Genomic DNA, 22,430 nt, shown 5'->3' on the forward strand with positions numbered 1-22,430 from the left:
GGGAAGTTTTCCAGGATCAGGGTTTTCGGGTGATGGGGGAGAAGTGGCAGAAGCGGTTCTCGTCCACGACGATGAACTGGACCCGGTCGACCTCTTTCGGAACGGGAGCCGTGATTTCGTGACCGCCGCCTCCCACCGATGCCGGAACCTTGACCTGATAGGCAATCTCAGGGTCGCCGATCTTGTTGAAGTCGGTCGACTTGGCGCCCTTGCCATGCCCGGCGTCTTCTTTCGCATGGTAGAGGACCCAGGCCTCTGATGCTTTCGGTCCATCAGGATCCAGTGGAAGCATCGCCGTGGTTCCGCCCGAACCGAAGGAGACCGTCTTGAGACGTGCACTCGGAAGGGTGGCACCGTTGAAGCCGGGGTTGCGATAGGGGAGCTCCGCTCGGGTTTCTTCCAGCATCCGGTTCAGCTCCTTTGAAAGTTCCTCCACCACACTCGCGAACTCCGGATTCCCGCTCAGATCCACCTTCTCCTCGAGATCGGCAAGCTCACCGTTCTTGTAGAGCCGATAGAGCGAGTATTGCTCCGTCTCGAAGTGGCGATAGAGCTTGAAGTCTCCCTTCCGAATCGCCGCCCGCTTCTTGTTGTGCGGAAAGTGCCAGAACAGGCTGTTGCGCTTGTTGCCCTTCTCATCGGCCACCTCACTGGCCTCGCCCTTCAGGACCGGAGTGATATCCAAGCCGCTGAGCTTTGCCTGCGCTTCAGTCGGGATGGTCGTGGCGGTGAGATTCAGGATGGTGGGGAAGAAGTCCAGTTGGTTGACCATCGTCGCCGATTCCTTGCCGGCGGGGATGCCGGGACCTGCCACCACCAGCGGCACCCGGATGCCTCCCTCATCGGAGTACTTCTTGCCGTGCTTCAGCGGGAAGTTGTCCGAGATGATCTCGCGGCCTTTGATCTCCGCGCCACCATTGTCCGAGGTGAAGAAGATGTAGGTGGTTTCAATCAGCTTCTTGCCGGGATTGCGCGGGTCATCCGTCGCTTTCAGATGGTCCATCACCCGGCCGAGACTCCAGTCGACCGAAGTCACCATGGCGGCGAAGTACGGATTCTGCTGTCCCTCCAGCGTCATGTCCCCCTTCTTCGGAGGAAACGGTTGCCCGAGCTTCTTGCAGTAGTATTCGAGCAGCTCGCCATTCCGAGTGAGGACCGGCCAGTGCACCATCCAGTGGCAGAGGTTGAGGAAAAAGGGCTCGCCCTTGCTGTCACTGATGAAATTGAGCGCCTCCTCGGTCAGCTCGTCGTAGGGATACCGGATCCCTTTCGGGAAATCCTCCGAGACCGGTGGATACCGCTTCTTGCTGAGCGGGTAGGTCCTGTCGTCCGCCGTGGCAAAATCCTTCGTCCGGTCGCCCATGCCGCGATGGAACCCACGGGTCTGGTTGAAGAATTCGAAGCCATAGGCGGAGGCGTTCAAGCCCGTGTGCCACTTGCCGTAGTGTCCGGTCCGGTAGCCATTCTTCCTCAAGGCATCGGCCAGAGTCAGGTGATCCAGATCGAAGTAGGCACCGAGAAAAGGCTCCTGAAATTCCTGATCCTTCCTCGGCTTCGGAATGCTCGCCGCGGTCACATGGGTGTAGCGGGTCTGCGCCGGATGCTGGCCGCTGAGGATCGCCGCCCGGGATGGCGCGCAGGTCGGCGCCGGAGAATAGCCTTGGGAGAAGTTCATGCCCAGCTTCGCCAGCTCGATCAGGTTCGGCGTCTCATAGGGGCAGGGATCGTCGAGGTCGTTGAGCTTCTCGACATCCTGCCAGCCGAGATCATCGACGTAGAAGATGATGATGTTGGGCTGATCCGCCGAAACGGCGGTGGCTCCTCCGAAGAATAGGGCCGCGCAGACGGACCATCCCCATCGTGACTTCATGATCATGAGTGTGATTCAGTTTTCGAGTTTTTTTGAGATCTTGGTGTGGCCCCATCCTCCGGCTTCCCGCATGGAACGGGTTCCGGCGACGCTATTTCGAGGGTCCTCTCCTTTTCCGTTCCGAGTTCCCCTCAAGGTCCACGGCCTTCGTTCCCTTGAGTGCTGAAGACGCGTCATCGACGATCACATTGGGATGATGCTGTTCGCGATCCGTCCTAATCTCGAATGACCATGCATGCTGGCTTGCTCCAGGATTCGGGGGAGGGATGATCCGCAGACCCTTTGGGGTCATCAACCAGGAGACCTTCGCATCGCAACCCAAGAGCCGGACGCCATGCACCTGGTTCTCACTCCAGCCAGCGGTGCCGGTGATCGTGAAGGGAGAGCCAGGTGGGGTCAGCTTGATCGCATACAGCTTCGTCCCCTTGGTGGTGAAAGCCAGAGCTTCGTCCTTCTGCTCGGACACCTTCCAGTAGCGTGAGCCGTAGATGGCATCGCCGTTGATCTTGAGCCAAGCGCCCATCGCTATGAGGCGCTCGACCTGCGGTTCGGGAATCGTGCCGTCGGCCTTGGGACCGATGTTGATCAGGAAGTTGCCGTTGCGGCTGATCACCTCGACCATCTCGTGGATGATGCTTTCGACTGACTTGTATTTGTCGTTCGCCAGATAACCGAAAGAGGTGCCGAAGGTCGTGCAGCTCTGCCACTTCGGGCCGATCACCTTGAGCTTCAAATTGTCCTTCTCGAGGCAGCCGACACCATCCGGCCAGTTGCGGTTCGCTCCCTTGTTGTTGAGGTAAACCTCCGCGCCACGCGCAGCGCCATCATTCATGAAATCCGTGATCATCAGCCGCACCTGATCATCGAAATACCGCACCTCCGGCTTCGCCTTTCCTCCACGCACATTGTTGCCGTCCCGCGTGTAGATTGGAAAATCATCCATCCACAGGAAGTCCGGTTGATACTTCGTCTGGATCTCCTTCCAGCGAGCGACGTAGTCATCGACGAATTGCTTGCTGGTACCGAAGGGTCCATAGAGCGAGGCGGCTTCCGGGACGCGCTTGATCTCCTCACTGATGTCATCCTGTGGCACGGCATCGACAACATACTGCTTCTTCGTGAAGAACGACTGGTGGCGTTCGCGATGGTAGGAAGGTGCATACTTCAAACCCCGCTTCTTCAGCGCCGTGCCCAGATCACCGACCAGATCGCGTTTCGGCCCCTTGTCGACCGCATTCCATGGCGTGAGATCCGAGTCCCAGTTCGCCCAGCCGTCGTGGTGCTCAGCGGTCATCACCACATACTTCGCGCCGACCTCAGCAAACAGCTGCGCCCAGGCGTCCGGGTCCCACTTCTCGGCCTTGAACTCCGGAATGATGTCCTTGTAGCCGAACTCCGGCGGCGTCGCCCCCCAGCGCTTCTTCATGTAGGGGTAGTAGTGCTTGGAGTCGGTGTAGAACAACTTCGGGACGTGCTCCGAGTAGCCGCGCCCGCCCTTGCGGTAGCCGATCACGCTGTAGGGACCCCAGTGGATGAAGATCCCGATCTTGCCGTCGTCGAACCACGCCGGCACCGGCATCTCCTGCAGCGACTCCCAAGAGCCGTCATAGGGGGTCTTCGATGTGTCGGCTTCGGCACAGATGGGAGCGAGCGCCACCAGAAGGGACGCTAGGATACATGGACGGTTTTTCATTCTCGGTCATTTTTTGGTGATTCACAGAACTTCAAATCGAGTCGCTTGGACTGCTCCATGAGTTTCGTGAAGACATTGTTGTGGCAGGGATAAAAAACTTATGAGGGAAGGTTAGGGCTACCGGGCGGTCTCAACCGAAAGCTCCTGAAAGGCGGTGTTCTCGCCACCACCGGCGGCGGTGACCGGCGAAACCGCCCAGACGATCCAGCGGAAGGTTCCGAGTGATCCTCCTTCGGCGGCACGCAGGGACGCAGCGGTGAACTCGGACTTGGCCCGATCGGTCGTGTCGATCGTGCCGAGGGCGGTGAACTTGCCTAGATCCCAGCCGGGATCGGTCGTGGCATTGCTGCCGTAGATGGCCAGCTTCTGCGTACCCCGCGCTCCCTTGTAATGGTGGGACCAGCTGGTCACGGCCTGCACCGCTTTGGCCGAGCCAAGATCGATGCGGTAGGCCCCGGTGCGGACGCCATTCGGGAACACCGGACCGATGCCCGTGGCAAGGCGACCGTCGCCGAGCGACTCGAGAGGGTCGTTGGCGGTCTTCTGGTTCGCCGTGAAACGACCATCGCTCTGAGTCGGCCTCAGCTTGCGAAAGCCATCGGCATCGTCAGCCGATTCGACAAGCACCGAGGCACCCTCCATGAGGAAGGGCTTCCAGCCCGGAACGTTTGCGGCAACCGGAGTCCGATCCCGCTTGCTGCCGTTCGCTGCGGGCGGAGCAGGCGTTTCCGTGGTGGCCACGGCGTGGTCGATGATGATCTCCTGATAGAACGCTTTTGTCCGCGCGCGCAATTTCCCCAGCACCTCGGCGTGCTCGGGATTGTCGGCGAGGTTGTTCATCTCGGAAGGATCCTTCTCCAGATCGTAGAGCTCCTCGATGACCGGATCGTGCTCGTAGTAGATCAGGTACTTGTAGCGCGCGTCGGTCACGCCCCGGCAGCGGTAGGATTGGTTCTCGGCGATGAACCTTTCATTCACCTCCGCGACCTTCGGGTTCTTGCGCTGTCCGTGGAGCTTCGAGAGGAACAGGCTCTCATTGTAAACTTCCGTCCTCCAATCCGCCATGTCCTCGGTCTGGTGGAGCACCTTGGAGTAATCCCGTCCCTGCATGCGCTCGGGCACCTCGACACCGGCGAGGGAAAGGATCGTGGGTGCCGTGTCGACCATGGAGATCAGCGCGGTCTCACGGCGTCCCCGCTTCTCCCTTGCCAAACGACCGTCGAAGACCACCAGCGGCGCCTTCATCGACTCGTCGTAGTGGATCGCCTTGTCGTAAAGCCCGTGCGAGCCGTGGAAGCGACCGTTGTCGGAAGTGTAGATGATCACGGTGTTGTCGAGCTGCCCCATCTCCTCAAGCTTCGCCACCAGCCGGCCGACCTGCTGGTCGACGCTGTAGCCCTGCGTCGCGAAGCGCCGCACCAACCTTTGATAGAGTGCCGGCGTGGAGGTGCGGGCCTTGTGCAGCCCGACGCCACGCCAGTTGTCGAGCACCTCGGGCAGCTTGGTGTTCTTTCCCTCCACCCAGTTTTCCGGCACGCTGAAGTCGACATCGGCGAACTCCTTGACGTGCGGCGGATACATGTCGTGATCGCTGTCGTTCTTCACCGCATAGAAGCTGACCGAGAGGCAAAACGGCTGGTCCTTCGGCTGGGTCTCGAGGAAGCGGATCATCGCATCGCCGGTCTTGAGGGTTCGCTCGTTCTTCGGCCGCTTCGGATCGAAAATTTCCTTCAGCTTGTCGTCCTCCGGCCAAGACGCGAAGTCCCCCCTGAAGTGAACCCCGTTGCCGGCGAAGAAATCGAAGTAGGGAGACAGGTGTTCCTCGAGATCGTAGCCCCTCACCTGGTCGCGGGTGTGGTAAGCCTCGTCGGTCACGGGGAAGCCGAACTTCCCAACGAAGCCGGTGCGATAGCCGGCGCCCTTCAACTTCGCTGGATAGGTGTCCTCGAAGTCCTTCTTCGGAAAGGTCAGGTTGTTGGGGTAGGTGAAGCCAACCCGGTGGTTCGAGAAGTAGCGCCCGGAGAAGATCGTGGCGCGACTCGGCATGCAGATGGCCACCGTGTGGTAGGCCTTGTCGAAGACGACACCCTGATCGGCGAGTCGGTCGATGTTCGCGGTCCGGAACTCCGGCCGGCCATAGCAGCCGAAGCAGTCCCAACGCTGATCGTCGGTCATCAGGAAGACGATGTTCGGCTGCGACGGTCCCGCCGCCTGCGCCAGCTGCACATGGGCAGACAGACCGAGGACGGCGAGGAAGGGGACAAGGAGGATATTCATTCGATCATCGATGGGGCGTTCGGAGCTTCGCCACGGCTTCACGCCGCGGCGGATCGGGGTTGGTTCACGTATTTCCGGAAACCACTTTATGGCTTGGTTTCGACGGCAAGTTCCTGAAAGGCCGTATTCTCACCTCCGCCATTTGAAGAGACCGGTGACACGGCCCAGACAATCCAGCGGAAATCGCCGAGCGATTCTCCATCCAGCGCTTGCAAGGAAGCAGCCGTGAACTTCGCCTTGCTGGCACCGGTGTCGATCGAGCCGAGCGGGGTGAAATTCTCGAGCTTGAAGCCGGGATCCGCTTCAGAGTTGCTGCCGTAGATCGTGAGTTTTTGAGGTCCTCGGTTATTTCCCATGCGGAACGACCAGCTCGTGATGGCGGTGACCGGCTTCACGGCACCGAGGTCCACCTTGTAGGCACCATTGTGGACGCCGTTGCCGAAGACCGGGCCGAAGTTCTCGGCAAGTTTGCCATCGGTCAGGGTGCTCAGTGATTCATTGTTCGTCTTGGGCGCAGCGCTGATCGAGAGCTTGGATTCGGCAGGCAAGGGGAGACGCTTGAAGCCATCCTCGGTCGAGGCCGACTCGATCTCCACAATGGACTTCCTTGTCACCGTGAGTTCGGTGGCTTTCTGATCACGGACCACCTTCAACTCGAGCGTCTTGGATTTCTCCGCGGAAAGTGCGCGAAGCAGTTGGGCGATGTTCTTTACCGCCTTGCCATTGACTCCCTGGATCAGATCACCCGACTTCAATCCCTCCTTGGCTGCCGCGCTGTCCGCGGGGACTTTGGTCAAGGCCACGCCACCGTCTTCCTTGCTGACACCGTAGGCGGAGAACTCGACACCGCTCAGCTCACCGAGCTCAGCACCCATCCACCGGGCGGTTCGAGGTTCGGATCTCCTTGTAGGCTTGGTTGATTGGCCTCCAATCTCGGGAATCACCGGAGTGCGGGCGATCGCCTTCAAGGAGGCCTTCTTCACGCCGAACTGGTCCATCGGGAAGTTCTTGAAGCCGATCTCAAATGCCGGCGACCCTTCCTTGACCTGGAAGTCACAATTGGCGGGGTCGACAAACATCGGATCACCGAAGACCGAGTTTTTGTCCCAGCCGAGCTTGTTGGAAATCTTCATCACGCTGGACTCGTCCGCCGCATAGAGGTTGCGGTCCACCATCGTGCCGTCCTTCGTGTACGGCGTGCTCATGCGCGCCGGCTTGTGGGGAGACATGAAGATGTTCGAAAAAACCTCGTCCTTGCTGCTTTCATACCAAACGTGGGGGTGGAGCCCGTTGTTCACGGTGATGTTGTTCCAGGCCCGACGTCGGAAGCCTTCGCGGAGCTTCAGGCCGTTGTTGAGCATCAGGTTATTGTAGATGTCGTAGTTGGACGATCCATCATCGAGGTCGATGTCCCAACCATGATCACAACGCCAGCGGCTGTCGCGAATGACCGTGGTCTTCATCGCATCCAGGAAGGGTAGCTCGGGATCCTTGTCGATCTCCTTCTGGGAATACCCGCGGTCCTTGTGCCAGAAGCGATCGCGGCCCCATGAGTTGAACGATCCGTGGTCGTGAGTTTCGAGCACCGTGTCGAACACGTCGCAGCGTTCGATCAGGTGGCCACCCCAAGTGCCTTCGCTGATGTTGATGCCCGCGCGCGCGGTATCGTAGATGGAGGTGTCGCGCACGGTGATGCCCTGGGCCATGGAGATCTGCACTCCGGCCGGTTGGCGCTCGACGCGACCAATGCCGTGAATCAGGCAGTCTTCCACGGCGGATTCCGATGGGTAGTTGTTGGTCTTTGGTCCGACCGTGCGGTCGATCTTCGAAAGGTCATTGGTTTCCTGATACTCGAACAAGGGATCACGAACCGCATCCGGATCACCCACGAAGCACACCCCGCTCGCGCCGGCGTCGTGGATGTGGCAGCCCTTCACCAGCACCTTGCGGTTGTAGTTGTTGACGAAGACGGCGTTGCCTCCGACCTGGTCGAACTCGGTATCAAGAATCCGGATGTCTTCGGTGCCGGTGAGGAAATACGCACCGCCGCGGTAGATCGCCCAGTCCGAGCGCAGCAGGGGTTCCTTGCAGTCCATGAAGGTGCGGGCCGCATGCCGGACGACGAAACCCTGAAGCGTGATGTGCTTCACCGGCTGCGCTTCTGATCCCTTGAACTCGATCAGATGGCGCAGGCGCACCACCTCGACCTTGGCGGCATTGAGATCTGTGCCTGCCACGGGCATGTAGTAGAGCGTGTTCGTCTTGGCGTCGTGGAACCATTCGCCTTCCGCATCCAGTTCCTCAAAGATGTTTTCCACCATGCGGTAGTCCTTGTGCATGCCCATCTGGCGGTTGTTCTGCCAACCGCCCTCGTAGGTCACCTCACCCTTCGCATTCTTGCCGGTGATCCGGTAGTGGTAGCCGCCCCAGCGAGCCTTGTGCAGGGAATGAATGTAGCCGCCCGTGGGGTCGGCCCAGGTTGCCGCACGTTCCTTCGAGAAGGCATCGGCAGCGTATCCCTGATAGGGTTCCGCCTTCTTCGCTGGGTCGTAGTTCGGGTAGCGAGCCATGCGCTGGTTCTTCCCATCGATGAATACCTGATCGATCACCAGTCCGTCCGGCGTGGCCGCTTTGAAAACTCCGCCTTGGTGTGGTTCCCACGACAACTCGAGCTGTGACCCGCCGCTGAGCACGGCGCCGCCCTCGTTGACCGACTTGTAGATGACCGGATGCTCGGCCGAACCCGAGTCCTCTGGCGTGAAGACTAGCGTCTCAGGCAGGTAGTAGATGCCATCCGCGAGGTGAACCGTGACGGCCTCCTTGCCGGCGAAGGTTCTGGCCCGTTGCTGGGCGGAGGCGAGTGAAGCCAGCGGTTGGTCCTTGCTGCCGGAGGCCGTGTCGGCTCCGTCTGGGCTGACGTAGATGTCCGCGGCATGGACCACGGAGAGTAGTGTGCCGAAAAGGATGCAGGAGAGGGGTCGAGTGGGCGTCTTCATGGATGGGTTGATGCGAATGAAATGATTGAAGGAGGTGTTTTTCGGTGTGCCTGACAAGACGGGCGCAGGGTGGGGAAATGTTGGGGAATGTCGGGTGTTTCAGTTCTTCCAGAGGGGAATGCCGATGGTGTTTTTCTGTCGGTTGTAGTCGACATGAAAGGGTCTCTCCTTCGCCAAGGGGACCCCGTCGTTGATCATCAGGGGGCGGGACTCGTCCCAGAACGCTTCGTATGCCTTCTTCATCTCCGTCACGACCTCGGGGAACACGGCGGACACGTCCTTGGTCTGTCCGGGGTCCTTCTCCATGTCGTAGAGTGCATCCTCGACCAGTCTGAACCGCTGGTTGCGCACCGAGTAGTTCTTCCACTTCCACTTGTCGGGATTGTCACCACGGTTCCAGCGGGTGACGTGCTGGAAGTGAAGCCGGTCTTCCCAGGCCGGATTGCTTTCCATGAGTAGAGGCTTCAGGCTCCTGCCTTCGAACTCCTGGGTGCCCTTGAGTTCGGCACCCGCCAACTCCGCCAGCGTCGGCAGGATGTCCAGATAGCTCACCACGGTGTCGACCGTACGACCTTCCTTGATCTTTCCATCCCAACGAACAAAGAACGGAACCCGGACACCGCCTTCGTCCACGGTGCCCTTCAGGCCCTTCATGCCCGCGTTGTAGGTCATCATGGCATTCCCCTCGGCATCCGTGCCAAGCTTCACCTGGGGTCGCCCTTCCTTTCCTCTCAATCCGCATCCGGAAGTCGTCATCCCGTTGTCGGATGTGAAGATGATGACGGTGTTCTCAAGCAGGCCCCATTTGCCGAGCTGTGCGAACATCCGTCCGAGGTTGTCATCGATGTTCTCGATCATTCCGAAGAACCCGGCCGGTTTCGCGGGGAATCCAAGGTCGGTGTAACGTTTCTGATATTTCGGCGGCGCGACGAATGGGCTGTGCGGGGCGTTGGTGGAGAGATACGCAAAGAAGGGTTGGTCGGAGTCCTTGACCTCCTCGATCCAGCCCAAGGTGGCCTCGAAGAGCACGTCCGTGCAAAAGCCCTTGGTCTTCACGAAGGTGCCTTTGTGCTTGAAGACGGGATCGAAGTATTTGTTCCCCGGAACATCGGCACAGGATCCGGGATACTTCTGACCAATCCCACCCGCACCGTGGATGAAGGACTCGTCGAAACCCCGGTTCTCCGGTTGATAGGGAGCCTCGTCACCCAAGTGCCACTTGCCGAAATATCCCGACGCGTAGCCCGCCGACTTCAGGACCTGCGGAATCGTGGTGGCCTTCAGATTCAGTCTCTCACGTTCGTAGATCGTGTGCGTGACTCCGTTCTTGATCGAGTGGACTCCCGCCATGATTCCCGCGCGACTCGGTGCGCAGGTCGACCCCATCATGAAGCGATCGAAGCGGATGGATTGGGAGTGCATCTGGTCCATGTGCGGCGTCTTGAGCCATGGATGCCCGTGCGCCCCGACGGCCGGGTAACCCTGGTCGTCCGTCATGACGAAGATGATGTTGGGCTTTGCGGAATCGCCCGATGCTGCTCCGAGTAGCCCAAGGCCGATCGCAAGGACGGCGTGCCGAAATGGAAGTTCGTTCATGATTCGTTGCCTCAGTTTCTCTTCGGTGCGCAGCGCTCGCCTGCGACGTAGCGCTTCAGAAGCTGGCGCATGGCGGTGACTTTCTCCGGGTGCTCCTGATAGAGGTTCTTCGATTGCCGGGGATCCTCCTTCAGATTGAAAAGAAGTCCGGGGGTGTCCTTCGGGTAGGTTTCCAGGCCGAAGTGTTCGAGGTAGGCCGCAGGCTCGCCGGAATGGGATCCGCTGGGTGCATCGATCAACACCCAATCCCCCTGACGCAGGGCATAGGCGCCCTTGTTGGTGTTTTGCACCGTGGCCACGCGTAGCGGGCTCTCATGATCCTCACCCTTCAGGACCGGTAGGAGGTTGTAGCTGTCGATCGCCACATCATTGGCGAGATCATAGCCGATGATCTCGGCAAAGGTCGCGGCGAAGTCCACCTGGCTGACGACCTCGTCCGAGCTGGAACCGGCGGCAACCTTGCCCGGCCAACTGATGATGAAGGGGACCCGGTGGCCACCCTCGTAGAGGTCCCGCTTCAGACCGCGGAGATCGCCGGAGCTCCACTGGTCGTACTTCTCAAGACGCTCAAAGGCATGTTTCTCCGTCCCGTTGTCCGCGGTGAAGATGACGATGGTGTTGTCGGCGAGTCCCGCGATCTTCAACGCCGCCATGACCTTGCCGACCATGGCATCGGTCTCAATGACGAAGTCGCCGTAGTAGCCGGCTTTCGACTTTCCGTGGAATTCCTTGTTGGGAACGATCGGGTAGTGGGGTGAGTTGAAGGCGAGGTAGGCGAAGAAGGGTTGGTCCGTCTTCTGCTCGCTGATCCACTCGATGGTTTTCTTCGTGATCGTTGGCAGGATGTCGTAGGGATTCCACCCTTCCGCCATCGGTCCCGGGCGGAAGCTGCCACCACCGGCAAGCGGCCTGGACTTGATCACCGGCTTGGTCGGAATGGTGGCGAAGCGGTCGCCCTCAATCCAGCAGTAGGGCGGAAAGTTGATCGTGCCGTCGCCGAAATAGTGGTCGAAGCCCTGATCGAGCGGGCCACCCGGAAAGCGCTTCGTCCAGTCGTAGGACGAGGCCAACTTCATGTCCTTCTTCGCGGCATCCGGTTTGCGAATGGCATCCCAGTCCCAGCCGAGGTGCCACTTGCCGAAACAGGCGGTGCGATACCCCTGTTCCTTGAACATCCGCGCGATGGTGAACTCATCGGGTTTGAAAACGGATTTTCCGAACGCATTGACGATGCCGTGGAAGCGACGCCAATGGTGCTGGCCGGTGAGCATCGCGAAACGACTCGGCGTGCAGACCCCCGATGAACTATGTCCGTCGGAGAAGGTCATTCCCAGACTTGCAAGGCGATCGATGTTGGGTGTTTGGATCTTCGCCTCGGGGTCCCCGTAGGAAACGTCGGCCACTCCCATATCGTCGGCGTAAAGGATGACGACGTTGGGCGGATTCTGTTTTGCCTGCAAAGACGCACATGCAAGCACTTGCAGTGTGACGATGAGTGCCGGTTTCAATAGTTCATTCATGGGAGTTTCGTAGTGCTAGCGTTCGGTGGGCTCGAGGATGAGCATCTTGAGGTTGAATAGGGCCGATTTCCGTGTCTTCCCGAAACCAAGGGTGCAGTCGGTCACGCCCACCTGGTTCAGCTTGATCTCTCCGAAGTCGAGCAACTGGTAGTCCTTCCATCCCTGGGTCGGCTTGACGCTCGCCTCGAGTGTCTGTCCGCCGATGCTCAAGCGTGCATCGCTTCCGGCGTAGCGTCTGTCGCAGGCGTACAGGGCCTTCACCCGGAATACGTCCGGAGCAGGCACGTTCAGGGCCCACGATGCAGTCGCGTCCGGCTCGGTCCAGTATCCGATCTGGGTGCCATTCTCCAGTTTGATCTCCGGCCCGGAAAGCTTCGCATCACGGGCTTGGAGGACCAGTTCGTCTCCTGAGAATTGATGGTCGGCGGTGGAAACGGGCTGGGGCGACATGGTCTTGTAATCCACCCGCAGGACAGTGGCGTAGTCGTTTGCCTCGACCGAGGAAAGATCGATGCTGATGCCTTCCTTCGTGTGGCTCGCTGCGAGCACCTTGCCTGCAAATGTCGAAACATCCGCTTGCCCGAGTCGGATTCCATTCAAGCCCAGCTTCCCGGACTTTGGCCAATCGAACACGTAGAGGAAAAGGCTGCCCTTCTCCGGCTTGGAGCCTTTTGCCTGAGCCACGCGCCCCCACGGTTGTTCGGGCAATGCAATGAACTCGGCCTCACGGAGCGCTTCGGCATGAGCGGAGGTCCATCTGCCCATGTCCTCCAGTTGTTGGATCGACATTTCCGGCCAGGATCCATCGGCACGGGGTCCCACATTCAGCAGGAGGTTTCCGCCTTTCACCACGATATCGACGAGTTTCTGAATCAGCACCTCGGTGCTCTTCCACTTGGTGTCACTCTTCTTGAATCCCCATGAGTGGTTCACCGTCCAGCAGGACTCCCACGCGTGGTCCATGGCCGCGCCCGGCGTGAAATTCTCTGGAGTTCCGAAGTCCTTCTTGAACTGCTTCCGCTTGGCAACCCGGTTGTTGATGACCATGTCGGGGCTGAGTTCGCGAAGGTAGTTGTACAGGTCGACCCCATCCTCCATGGTCCACCAGTTGGCCCAGTCTCCATCGAACCACATGACGGCGGGATCGTATTGCTCGATCAATTCCTTGAGCTGCGCCTTCATGTAATTGACGTAGCCCTCCTTGTCATGCATCGGGGTTTGATTCGATGCCTGCCTGGCGCGCTGGGAGGGGTGGTGCCAGTCGATGATCGAATAATAAGTGCCGAACCCGAGGCCATGCTTGTCGCATGCCGCTTTCAGCTCACCCAGAATATCGCGGTCGAATTCCGTTCCCTCCCCGAGATCAAATTCCGTCTGGTCACTGTCCCAGAGGCAGAATCCTTCATGGTGCTTGGTCGTGATGACCATGTACTTCATGCCGGCTTCTTTCGCTCGTTTCACCCACGCGTCGGCATCCAGCGCATCAGGTCTGAAGTCCGCCGACAACGGAATGTATTCCTCCGGGGTGATCTTTCCCCAGCGCTGGATCCACTCGGCATACTTCGGAACCGGCTTGCCTTTCCATTCTCCCCCGAGGGTCGAGTAGACCCCGTAGTGGATGAAGAGGCCGAACTTGGCGTCCGTGAACCACTGCATCCGTTGCTGGTGAGCCACGTCGCTTTCGGGGAGCAACTCCGCTGCGTGACCCGGCGATTGGCCCATCAACAGACCAGCCAGAACGTAAGACAGTTGTTTCTTCATGAGGGTATTCGATGGGTTTCGGATTCTAGTTGCTGCCATGCCCGGCTCCATCGCGTTCGATCTTCAAGGGCATGCCTGAGCCAAAACGTTTGAGGAAAGGATCTCTGGTCGTGCCCATCCTCGAGACGATTTCCTCAGACATGGGCTCAATGCCCAAGGCCATTGCCGGTGAGCCGGGTTTGTAGGAAAGGTCGCCATGTGCGAGATCCACGAAGAGCGGGTCGCCGGCGACACTGTGAGCATCGACCTTTCCTCCCTTGTCCTTCTTCCGCTGGGCTGCGAGGAGCTTTCCCGCACTCCCATCTTCATGATGATACAGGTTGTAGTCGACCCCGGCTCCGACACGCTCGAGCTTGCTGTGAAAGCTGCCGAGCTTGGCGCCGCTGGTGAAATAGAAGACATTCCGGCTCAATTCGCTATCCGGGTGCACGGTGTTTCCGGCGCCACCGGTTCCCATCACACAGTTGATGTATGCGTTGTGCTGGGAGGTATTCAGGCCCTTGATGGCGATTCCCTGGGGGCTGACCGTGCCGAACAGCAGGTTGTGGCTGACCGTCGAGCCATGGCTGTCGTCATCGGTGCGGATCATCGCCCCGCTGGTATGATTGTAGGTCACGTTGTAGCGGACGATGTTTCCATCCCCATTCCCTGATAGGTAGATGCAGTTCCCGTCGTGGAGCAGCTTGAGGCAGTCGTGAACCTCATTGAATTCAATCACGTTTTCACGCGCATGCATGTAGGGTTCATAGGCCGACCACTCCGTGGCCGAGGTCAGCTTGATCTCGTCCCACCGGATCGTGGGAAGGTGCTCGCGGGTGCCTTCCGGACAGGACCATCTCGCGAAAGGGTTTTTCTTCACCCCCATTTCCTCGAAGAGCGTGGCGAAGAAACGGCGACGCACGCCGGACACCACCAATCCGGTGTAGGCCTGGTCGTAAATGTGATTGTTTGAGATCCGGTTGTGGCCGCTCTGCCAGACGAACACGCCGGGCGAATGCAGGAACAATCGTCCGACCCGGGTGATCTCGTTGTTGTGGATGATGTTGTGCCTGTTGACGTCCTTCTTGCCGGGGCCGTAGCCGCAGAGCAGGACACCCGTCCCGCCGAGATCCCTGAAGGTTGATCCTTCAATGGTGATCTTCTGGCAGAACAGATCGAGGCGCACGCCGTCGCTGCCGCTGTCCGAGAAGGTGCAATCACGAACCATGCAGTTCCGTGCGCCGCGGAAACGCAGCAGCCCGTTGGCCTTGTCCCAGAGGTTCCAGTCGTGCTGGATCCCCTTGTCCTGAGGCAGCCACTTCTGGCGATCCGCATGGGCGAAGCGAAGCCCTTCAAAGACGATGCCCTCCACGGGGTGGTCCTTCTTGCCGGCCAGGGTCGGATCGTTCACTCCCTCCACCCGGATCAATTCGTCCAGCACAGGCGCGATGATGTTGTCACCCGGCGTGCCTGACTCCGGCCAGTAGTAGAGCATTCCTTTCTGGGAATTCAGCGCCCACTCGCCCGGTTCATCCAGGTGCTCGATGCAGTTCTCCACCTGGAACGCGCCGAACATGTTGTAAGTGGCCGGTACTGATAGCTTTGCCGAACGGGTGGCCGGATCCACCGATTCGATGCCAAGGTAGTTGACGAGCCATGCGCGGGTCGGGCGTCCGTACAGCTCCAGGTCTTCAAGGTTCCCGACCGGTTTCAGCAGGTCCTTCGTGTAGGTGAAGTGGATCCGGTCCTTCACCTTTCCCGCATACATTTTGCGAACTCCCCCACACGAAACCGAAAAACCCTCGGACCTTGCACGCTGCAGAAGCTTGCTCCCGTCATAGAGGCAGTGGAAGAAGGCGTCACCCTTGGCCCATGGCACTTTCGCCATCCACACCTTGCCATCCTGGAGATCGGATTTCTCCCAATCGGTGATCACACGGCCGCCGCTGATCAGTGGGCTGGCCCCTTGAGCCGCCCTGTAGCGGGTCACCGCTCCCGCAGGAGCGGAATCCTGCAAGCCAAACACCAGTGGGTTCTTCAGTGCATAGACGCCTTGGTGAAGAACCACATCAATGTCGCCCATCTCACCACCGGCCCTCAACTTGCGCACAGCGTCGCGAGCCGCGACCAGATCACGGATCTCTCCGCCGGGTTCAACGATGATCTCACGCGCCGTCAGGCAGCCGATCATGGCTACGAGACCGAGCCCTAAACGAAGTGCTTCCTTTTTCATGGGTTCCTGGTGTCGGTCCGAACGGGAGGCGGGATCATAGGGAAGGAGGGTCCCAGGTTGGGATGCCTTCGGTTTCCTTTTGCTTCAGGTAGTTGGCCTTGAACGGCTTCTCAACATCGAGAGGGGCATCCTCATTCACCATGAGTGGCCGGGCGTGCGACCAGAACCCTTCGTAGGACTTGAGCAGCTTCGCCGCGACTTCAGGATGTTCGTCGATGACGTTGTTGGACTCGCCTGGGTCGGCCTTGAGATCATAGAGCGCATCCTTGCCGACGAGACGCCAGCGTTCGGTGCGCACAGCGAACTTCCGGTATTTGTAGTTTTCCGGATCGGGGTTGCCCTTGCCGAAGTTCCCGGGAGCCCCCGTTTTCGGCCAGCGGCCGCCATGGAAGAAGAGCGTGCGGTCAGGCCAATCCATGGAGTCGTCGGCAAGGAGTTTGGCAAGGCTGCGGCCTTCGAGTCCAAGATCTGAGATGTCCGCTCCAGCGATGTCGGCGAGTGTCGGGAACATGTCGATATGCCGGGCGAGTTGGCCGAGGTCCTTGCCTGGCGTGGTTTTTCCGGGCAGGCGGAAGAAGAGTGGCACGCGGCTGCCTCCTTCATTCACGGATCCCTTGCCGCCCTTCATCCCGGCGTTGAAGATCTTCGACCCTTTGGCGGAGCCATTGTCGGTGGTGAAGATCAGCAAGGTGTTGTCCGCCAGGTCCCACTCATCGAGCTTCTTCATGAGCAGCCCGACGTTGTCGTCGATATTGCTGATCATGCCGAAGAATGCCTGGTTGGCGTCACCGCTGGCGTGCTTGGCATACATTTCCTTGTATTCATCGGGCGCGATGAAGGGGCCGTGGGGAGCGTTGGTCGGAATGTAGGCGAAGAAGGGTTTGTCCTTCTGGTTCTTCATCCATCGCAGTGCCTCCTGGAAGAACACATCGGTGCAGAAGCCCTTCGTCTTCACGAACTTTCCGTTGTGGCGAATGGTGGGATCGAAGTAGCCGTTGCCGGGCACGTCGCCCTGTGAGCCTGCGAAATTCTGACCGATGCCGCCCGCTCCGTGAATGAAGACCTCGTCGAATCCCCGGCTGCCTGGTTGATACTGGTCCTCCTCGCCAAGGTGCCACTTCCCGAAGATGCCGGTGGTGTAGCCTGCCTTGCGCAGTACCTCGGCGACCGTTGGGACGCCGAGAGCCATCCGCTCACGTTCGAGGATCGTGTGAGTGACGCCGACCTCGAACGGATTGCGGCCCGACATCAAACCGGCGCGAGTCGGGGCGCAGGTCGGACTGGCGTGGTAGTTGGTGAAGCGGGTGCTCTCCGCGTGGAGTTTGTCCAGATTCGGAGTCTTGATGAAAGGATGCCCATGACAGGACAGGTCACCATAACCCTGATCGTCGGTCATGATGAAGATGATGTTCGGCTTGTCGCCGGCAAACGCACCGATGGCGGAAACAACGAGCGACAAGGCGCCCGCGAGGAGGGTGGGGTATGATTTCATGAGTTAACGGGGTGGGTCATTTTACTTCGGGGTGGCCTTGTAATGCGGACTGCCTTGGAGCCAGTCGTAGTCGGCGAATTGGATGTTTCGATCGCCCTTCCACAGGGGAGGGGCCTTGTCCTTGTCCCACTCCATCCAGCGGGCTTTCATCGCCTGCACTTTTTCCGGATGGTTTTTGGCCAGATTGGTCGTCTCTCCGAGGTCATCCCTCAAGTTGTAGAGCTCCAGGCCATGCTTGCCGATGATCAGCTTGAAATCTCCCTCGCGAATGACTCCCTGGGAATCCATGCTGCGAGCCGTGTGCCAGTAGAGGGTCGCGTGGGGTGGCTCCTCGGACTGCTGTGTCAGATAGGAGCGGATGTCCTTGCCATGGAGACCGGCGGATTTCGGATCACCGCCGGCCATGGCCACCGAAGTCGCGGTGATGTCGAGCGAGGTGATCGGGTCATCGAGCGCCTTTCCGGCGGGCGTCTTGCCCGGCCAACGGACGAACATCGGCACGCGGATCCCGCCTTCGTGGGGCGCGCCCTTTGTGCCCCTCAGCGGCCGGTTATCACTGGTCTTCCGCATGCCGCCATTGTCGCTCAGGAACCAGACCACGGTGTTCTCGGTGAGACTCAGTTCGTCGAGCTTCATCAGCAGTTGGCCGATGCCTTGATCCATCTCCCAGACCATCGCGGCGTAGATCGAGCGATCCGCTGGCCTTACCCCGGGAATCTTCGTCATCGTTTCCGGAGGGAACTTCGCGATCGTTTCCTCCGGTGCCTCCAGATCGAGATGAGGAGCGTTGTAGGACATGAAGAGGAAGAAGGGTTCGTGAGAACTCTTCTCGAGGAACCGGATTCCCGCATCGGTCAGCTCGCGGGTCAGATACTGATTCCACTCCACCGGCTCCCGATTGTGGATCACCGGCATGGTGTGCTGGAGATACTTCATGTTCAGCGGCCGCTTGATCGGAGTGAAGCGTCCCTTGTAGGACGGATGATCGAGCGGGAAGTACATCAGCCCACCGCCGAGGAAGCCGAACCAGTCGTCGAATCCCATCGCATTCGGATGCTGATCGTCGGTGGTTCCCATGTGCCACTTGCCCACGCCGCCGGTCACGTAGCCCTGCTTCTGGAGCAGGCTGGCAATCGTCTCGATCTTCGGCAGCCCCTGCTTGGGATCGAAGGGCGCTGAGACATTCTCATAGTAGCCGAATTTCGACTGGTGCTTTCCTGTCAGGAAGCCGGCACGCGACGGACCGCACATCGGCCAGGTCACGTAGCCCGAGGTGAATCGCACCCCGTCGTTGGCGAGCTTGTCGAGATGCGGCGTTGGGATGTCCTGGCAGCCGTAAACCCCGAGGTCCTTGTAGCCCAGATCATCCGCCATGATGACGATGATGTTGGGTTGGGGCACTGCCTGCACGGCGATACCCGATGCCATGAGAAGGCATGCGCTTGTCAGGAACTGGACCATGGACTTCATCACGGGTTCTTCCAATGGCTTCGGGTCCCTGAGTCAGGGTTGGAGGATCGGTGGTTCTTCAAACGCACCTCCATGTCCGGGAGGGGTGGAACGTTCAGAATCTCCTCGGGGTCGGGTTTGTGGTTCGAGGAGGAGTCCGCATCGCCATACCAATAGACCCCGACACCATAGCCCATTTCGTTTTTGAACCCCGCCCAGACTTCCATGTCCAACTTCAGGGACTTGGAAAAGGGCATCGTATCGAGTGAGCGCGTCCGCGTCTCGGTGCTGTAGCCACGTGTCGTCTTGGGGTAGCCCGAAGGCTGCCGGTTCAGCTTGTTGAACTTGTGTGAGCGGGGCTGCGCATGAAACGGGTGATCGTAGAAGTCCGTGCTCGCGCCGCCCCATGAGTAGCCGTAGTAGTCCTCGGTTCCGGTCCCGAAGTTGGATGGAAATTCCTCTCCGTCTGTCCAGATCTTCTCGTCACCCTCGCCCCACCAACCGTCTTCCGGATTCATGATCGTCAGGGTGTCCCCGACCAGAATTCCGCGACCTTTTGTGGTGATGTAATTCCAGTCCGACTTTGGGTCGGTCGGCACGGGATATTGTCCACGCCACCCGGCATGGAAATACAGCGAGCCATCGGTCCATCCGTAGTCACTGACCGTCGCGCTCATGGTTGCATCCACCGGTTTGTCACCATGGTTCACGATCGAGAGGGTCGCCGTTTCCCGATACGGCATCACCCAGCGAGCCGACATCGTGCCATCCTCCGCCACCGTGCGATACCACCCTTGGAACGGATGGAGTCCGATGCCTGACCCGAAGAAGTCGCCAACCGGGCACCAGACCGTTTCTTTCCCATCGAAGCGCATCTTGAGCACGACCTTCCGCGTCACCTCCGCATCGGAGTAGTCACCGAGTTTGACCGACAAGTTGCGGATCGCTGCAACACCTTCGGGAAGCTCGATCGATTTCTCCTCTCCCTTGGCCAGCTTGGATTCGAACGAAATGGTTTTTCCTTTGGCTTGGGCCTGCGGATTCAAAAGCTGTTCGCCGACCTGCTTGGTCCGGGGTAGAGCGGCTTGGAATGCATCCATGGTGAAGGTCTCCACCGGGGTGCCTTTCTCATAGTCGCGATAGTGGATCTGGTAGAAAAAGGGAGCCGCGGAAACGGTGATCTTGCAGCTCTTGGCGTAGGGGATCGGGAAGAAGGACACGGCGGAACGCAGCGACTCGTGCGCCAGCGGATAGGGAACCAAGTCTTTCCCTTGGAAGAGTTTGTGTTGATCGCCCTCAATGACGGGCTTCTCCGCGCCATCCAGATAGACCCGCCAGATGATGGGTTTGCCTCGCCCCTGGCTGCCGATGTTCCGCCAGGGAATCCAGGTTCGGACGACGGCGCCGGGACCTTCCTCGTCCATCATCACGATCTCCTTGCGTCCGTTGTTCTCCTCGATCCGGACGAAGTTTCCGGACTCCTCGCCCCTGTTGAGATCTGCATTGCGAAACCACCCGTTCTCGTCCTCAGGGGTCTTGGACATCCGGTTGTAGCTGCTTGCCAGCTTCAGGCGGAAATCCTGTTCCGGGAATTTCGTCACGGCGTCACGGTCCACCATCTCACCCAGCAGGGAGTCGATGCTGACCACGCGGGGAGTCGCTTCTGCACAAGCGGTTGCGGTGAGAAACAGGAAGAGTGGGAGGGTCAGGTCGGGTTTCATCGGGAAAGGTTCTTCGACGGTTTGATGGCTCGCTTGAGCTTTCCTTGGTCGCTTCCGGGAACGCTCGGGAAGGGGTGGTCCAGTGATGTCATCGCCGCGGTCAGCCATCTCGCATGGCTGCGGTGGATCTCGGTGGAGGCGATCATTGCCGCATCGTTCTGCTCACTGCACTTGGACTCGTCCGCGGTGGGTAGATTCTCCTCGAGTGTCCATCCGGGTTGCCGATCACCAATGTCGTTGATCATCACGAAGACGATGTTCGGGCGCTCCACTGCCGGAAGCGGCATTGCGGAAACCATTCCGACGGCGAGGATCGCAAGGAGGTTGGAGGGTAGTGGATTCATCAGTGAATCAGAGGATCTCCAGTGTCTTACTTGCCGCTCTTCCAAAGTTTGATCTCCGCGATGTCGTTCTTCGCTGGGGGACCCTTCGTGCTGCGGCCGTTGGCGACGTCCGCTTCCAGTTGGGCAAGCAGGCGGGCCGCGACTTCAGGATGGGATTCGTAGAGGTTGGTCGTTTCGCCCGGATCCTTCTCCATGTCGTAGAGCTGGGCTTTCGGAGCGCCGCTCTTCTTCGCCTCGGGCTCCTTTGGACTGGTCCAACCGCCGGACCCATAGGCCAGCAGCAGCTTCCACGGTCCCTGGCGATAGGCGAAGTGCCCGGAGATGGAATGATGAATGACACCGGCTCTTGTCGACTCGATGGGGGCGCCGGACAAGGCAGGGAGGAAGCTTACGCTGTCCTCGGCGGCATTCGCGGGTATCGGTTGATCAAGGATGTCCGCGCAGGTCGCGAACAGGTCGGTGTGGCAAATCAGTTCATCCGATATCGAACCCGGCTTGATCTTCGCAGGCCAGCGAACGAGGAAAGGCACGCGGTGTCCGCCATCCCAAAGGTCGGCCTTGGAGCCGCGCAGATGGGCGCTCACGTGGTGACCCTTCTTCTGGAGCTCGGGAATTCCGGCACCTTTCGAGGTTCCGTTGTCAGCGGTGAACACCACCAGCGTGTTCTCGGCAAATCCGTTCCGATCCAGCGCCTCAAGGATCCGGCGCACCCCATCATCGGTTTCCATCACGAAGTCCGCATGCTTGTTGAGGCCGCTTCGTCCCTGCCATTCCTTGGTGGGCACAATCGGGGCATGGGGTGACCCGTAGGGCACATAGAGAAAGAAGGGCTGTCCCTTGCTAGCCTTGGCACGGCCGTCGATGTATTCCACCGCCGCGCGGGTCAGGCGGGGAAGCATGTGGATTTCCTCCTCGTGGGCGATGACGGTATCGTTCTCGATGACGCCCTTCATGTCGCCGGCATGATGGAAACCGTGGAAGTGGTCGAAGCCGCGGTTGACCGGGCCGTCAGGGATCTTGCTGCCGACGGGGGCCAGCATCTTCTTGCTCTTGCGCTTCAGAATCTTGCCACTTTCCGGATCGCTGTACTGAAAATTCAGGTGCCACTTTCCGACGATGCCCGTGTGATAGCCTTGCTGCTTGAGGAAGGAGGCTACGGTCGGACGATCTTCGGCGATCAAGCACGGTGCGAATCCCTGAACGACGCCGCTCTGGAGTTTTGTCCGCCAGGCGTAGCGACCGGTCAGCAAGCCGTAGCGCGTCGGCGTGCAGACCGCCGACCCGGAGTGGGCATCCGTGAAGATCATCCCTTCCTTTGCGATGCGATCCATGGCAGGCGTGGGGATCTTTCCTCGCTCAGGGTTCAGGATCGATACATCACCGTAGCCCTGATCATCGGTCATGATGTAGACGATGTTCGGTTTCGACGCGGCATCCTCGGCCGCCGCTGCAGGAACGAGGGCAGCGAGAAGGAACAGGGCGCGAATTCTTGAGATCAT

Annotated in this window: 13 protein-coding genes; all 13 read right to left on the minus strand. The window is 59.5% G+C overall.

The annotated features are described in order from the left end of the window. Nucleotides 1-16: 16 nt before the first annotated feature. The 13 genes from JIN81_RS00750 to JIN81_RS00810 all read right to left on the minus strand — a co-directional run bounded on the left by JIN81_RS00750 (nt 17) and on the right by JIN81_RS00810 (nt 22,430). On the minus strand, nt 17-1,870 hold the full coding sequence (locus JIN81_RS00750) for a sulfatase (RefSeq protein ID WP_200275247.1): 1,854 nt from the start codon (nt 1,868-1,870) through the stop codon (nt 17-19). Between the two features lie 91 nt (nt 1,871-1,961). Beyond that, complete coding sequence (locus JIN81_RS00755; RefSeq protein WP_200275249.1) at nt 1,962-3,563, minus strand: alpha-L-fucosidase; 1,602 nt, start codon at nt 3,561-3,563, stop codon at nt 1,962-1,964. A gap of 117 nt (nt 3,564-3,680) precedes the next feature. Next, complete coding sequence (locus JIN81_RS00760; protein WP_200275251.1) at nt 3,681-5,840, minus strand: sulfatase-like hydrolase/transferase; 2,160 nt, start codon at nt 5,838-5,840, stop codon at nt 3,681-3,683. 86 nt (nt 5,841-5,926) lie between these two features. After that, nucleotides 5,927-8,836: a PDZ domain-containing protein gene (locus tag JIN81_RS00765; RefSeq protein WP_200275253.1), complete on the minus strand. Its 2,910-nt coding sequence runs from the start codon at nt 8,834-8,836 to the stop codon at nt 5,927-5,929. 99 nt (nt 8,837-8,935) lie between these two features. Then, nucleotides 8,936-10,432: an arylsulfatase gene (locus tag JIN81_RS00770; RefSeq protein ID WP_200275255.1), complete on the minus strand. Its 1,497-nt coding sequence runs from the start codon at nt 10,430-10,432 to the stop codon at nt 8,936-8,938. 11 nt (nt 10,433-10,443) lie between these two features. After that, complete coding sequence (locus JIN81_RS00775; RefSeq protein ID WP_200275256.1) at nt 10,444-11,952, minus strand: sulfatase family protein; 1,509 nt, start codon at nt 11,950-11,952, stop codon at nt 10,444-10,446. Nucleotides 11,953-11,967: 15 nt separating this feature from the next. Then, nucleotides 11,968-13,713, minus strand: a complete 1,746-nt coding sequence (locus JIN81_RS00780) for an alpha-L-fucosidase (protein WP_200275258.1) — start codon at nt 13,711-13,713, stop codon at nt 11,968-11,970. A 25-nt stretch (nt 13,714-13,738) separates the two neighbouring features. Further along, nucleotides 13,739-15,925, minus strand: a complete 2,187-nt coding sequence (locus tag JIN81_RS00785; protein ID WP_200275260.1) for a right-handed parallel beta-helix repeat-containing protein — start codon at nt 15,923-15,925, stop codon at nt 13,739-13,741. A gap of 34 nt (nt 15,926-15,959) precedes the next feature. After that, on the minus strand, nt 15,960-17,417 hold the full coding sequence (locus tag JIN81_RS00790) for an arylsulfatase (RefSeq protein WP_200275262.1): 1,458 nt from the start codon (nt 17,415-17,417) through the stop codon (nt 15,960-15,962). A gap of 21 nt (nt 17,418-17,438) precedes the next feature. After that, entirely contained in the window at nt 17,439-18,887 is a 1,449-nt protein-coding gene (locus tag JIN81_RS00795; RefSeq protein ID WP_200275264.1) for a sulfatase-like hydrolase/transferase, read from the minus strand. After that, nucleotides 18,887-20,587 (minus strand): glycoside hydrolase family 172 protein, encoded by a 1,701-nt coding sequence (locus JIN81_RS00800; RefSeq protein ID WP_200275266.1) that lies wholly within the window; start codon nt 20,585-20,587, stop codon nt 18,887-18,889. The genes JIN81_RS00795 and JIN81_RS00800 overlap by 1 nt, the downstream gene beginning before the upstream one ends. Beyond that, entirely contained in the window at nt 20,584-20,931 is a 348-nt protein-coding gene (locus JIN81_RS00805; RefSeq protein WP_200275268.1) for a hypothetical protein, read from the minus strand. The genes JIN81_RS00800 and JIN81_RS00805 overlap by 4 nt, the downstream gene beginning before the upstream one ends. 26 nt (nt 20,932-20,957) lie before the next feature. Then, nucleotides 20,958-22,430 carry a sulfatase family protein gene (locus JIN81_RS00810; RefSeq protein WP_200275270.1) on the minus strand — a complete coding sequence of 491 codons (1,473 nt, stop codon included), beginning with the start codon at nt 22,428-22,430 and terminating at the stop codon, nt 20,958-20,960.

The sequence above is a fragment of the Haloferula rosea genome (assembly GCF_016595525.1).
Lineage (GTDB): Bacteria > Verrucomicrobiota > Verrucomicrobiia > Verrucomicrobiales > Akkermansiaceae > Haloferula > Haloferula rosea.

Excerpts from the sequence above, each read along its gene's own strand:
- JIN81_RS00750 (WP_200275247.1), bottom strand. The coding sequence starts at position 1,870 with ATGAAGTCACGATGGGGATGGTCCGTCTGCGCGGCCCTATTCTTCGGA.
- JIN81_RS00755 (WP_200275249.1), bottom strand. The coding sequence starts at position 3,563 with ATGAAAAACCGTCCATGTATCCTAGCGTCCCTTCTGGTGGCGCTCGCT.
- JIN81_RS00760 (WP_200275251.1), bottom strand. The coding sequence starts at position 5,840 with ATGAATATCCTCCTTGTCCCCTTCCTCGCCGTCCTCGGTCTGTCTGCC.
- JIN81_RS00765 (WP_200275253.1), bottom strand. The coding sequence starts at position 8,836 with ATGAAGACGCCCACTCGACCCCTCTCCTGCATCCTTTTCGGCACACTA.
- JIN81_RS00770 (WP_200275255.1), bottom strand. The coding sequence starts at position 10,432 with ATGAACGAACTTCCATTTCGGCACGCCGTCCTTGCGATCGGCCTTGGG.
- JIN81_RS00775 (WP_200275256.1), bottom strand. The coding sequence starts at position 11,952 with ATGAATGAACTATTGAAACCGGCACTCATCGTCACACTGCAAGTGCTT.
- JIN81_RS00780 (WP_200275258.1), bottom strand. The coding sequence starts at position 13,713 with ATGAAGAAACAACTGTCTTACGTTCTGGCTGGTCTGTTGATGGGCCAA.
- JIN81_RS00785 (WP_200275260.1), bottom strand. The coding sequence starts at position 15,925 with ATGAAAAAGGAAGCACTTCGTTTAGGGCTCGGTCTCGTAGCCATGATC.
- JIN81_RS00790 (WP_200275262.1), bottom strand. The coding sequence starts at position 17,417 with ATGAAATCATACCCCACCCTCCTCGCGGGCGCCTTGTCGCTCGTTGTT.
- JIN81_RS00795 (WP_200275264.1), bottom strand. The coding sequence starts at position 18,887 with ATGAAGTCCATGGTCCAGTTCCTGACAAGCGCATGCCTTCTCATGGCA.
- JIN81_RS00800 (WP_200275266.1), bottom strand. The coding sequence starts at position 20,587 with ATGAAACCCGACCTGACCCTCCCACTCTTCCTGTTTCTCACCGCAACC.
- JIN81_RS00805 (WP_200275268.1), bottom strand. The coding sequence starts at position 20,931 with ATGAATCCACTACCCTCCAACCTCCTTGCGATCCTCGCCGTCGGAATG.
- JIN81_RS00810 (WP_200275270.1), bottom strand. The coding sequence starts at position 22,430 with ATGATCTCAAGAATTCGCGCCCTGTTCCTTCTCGCTGCCCTCGTTCCT.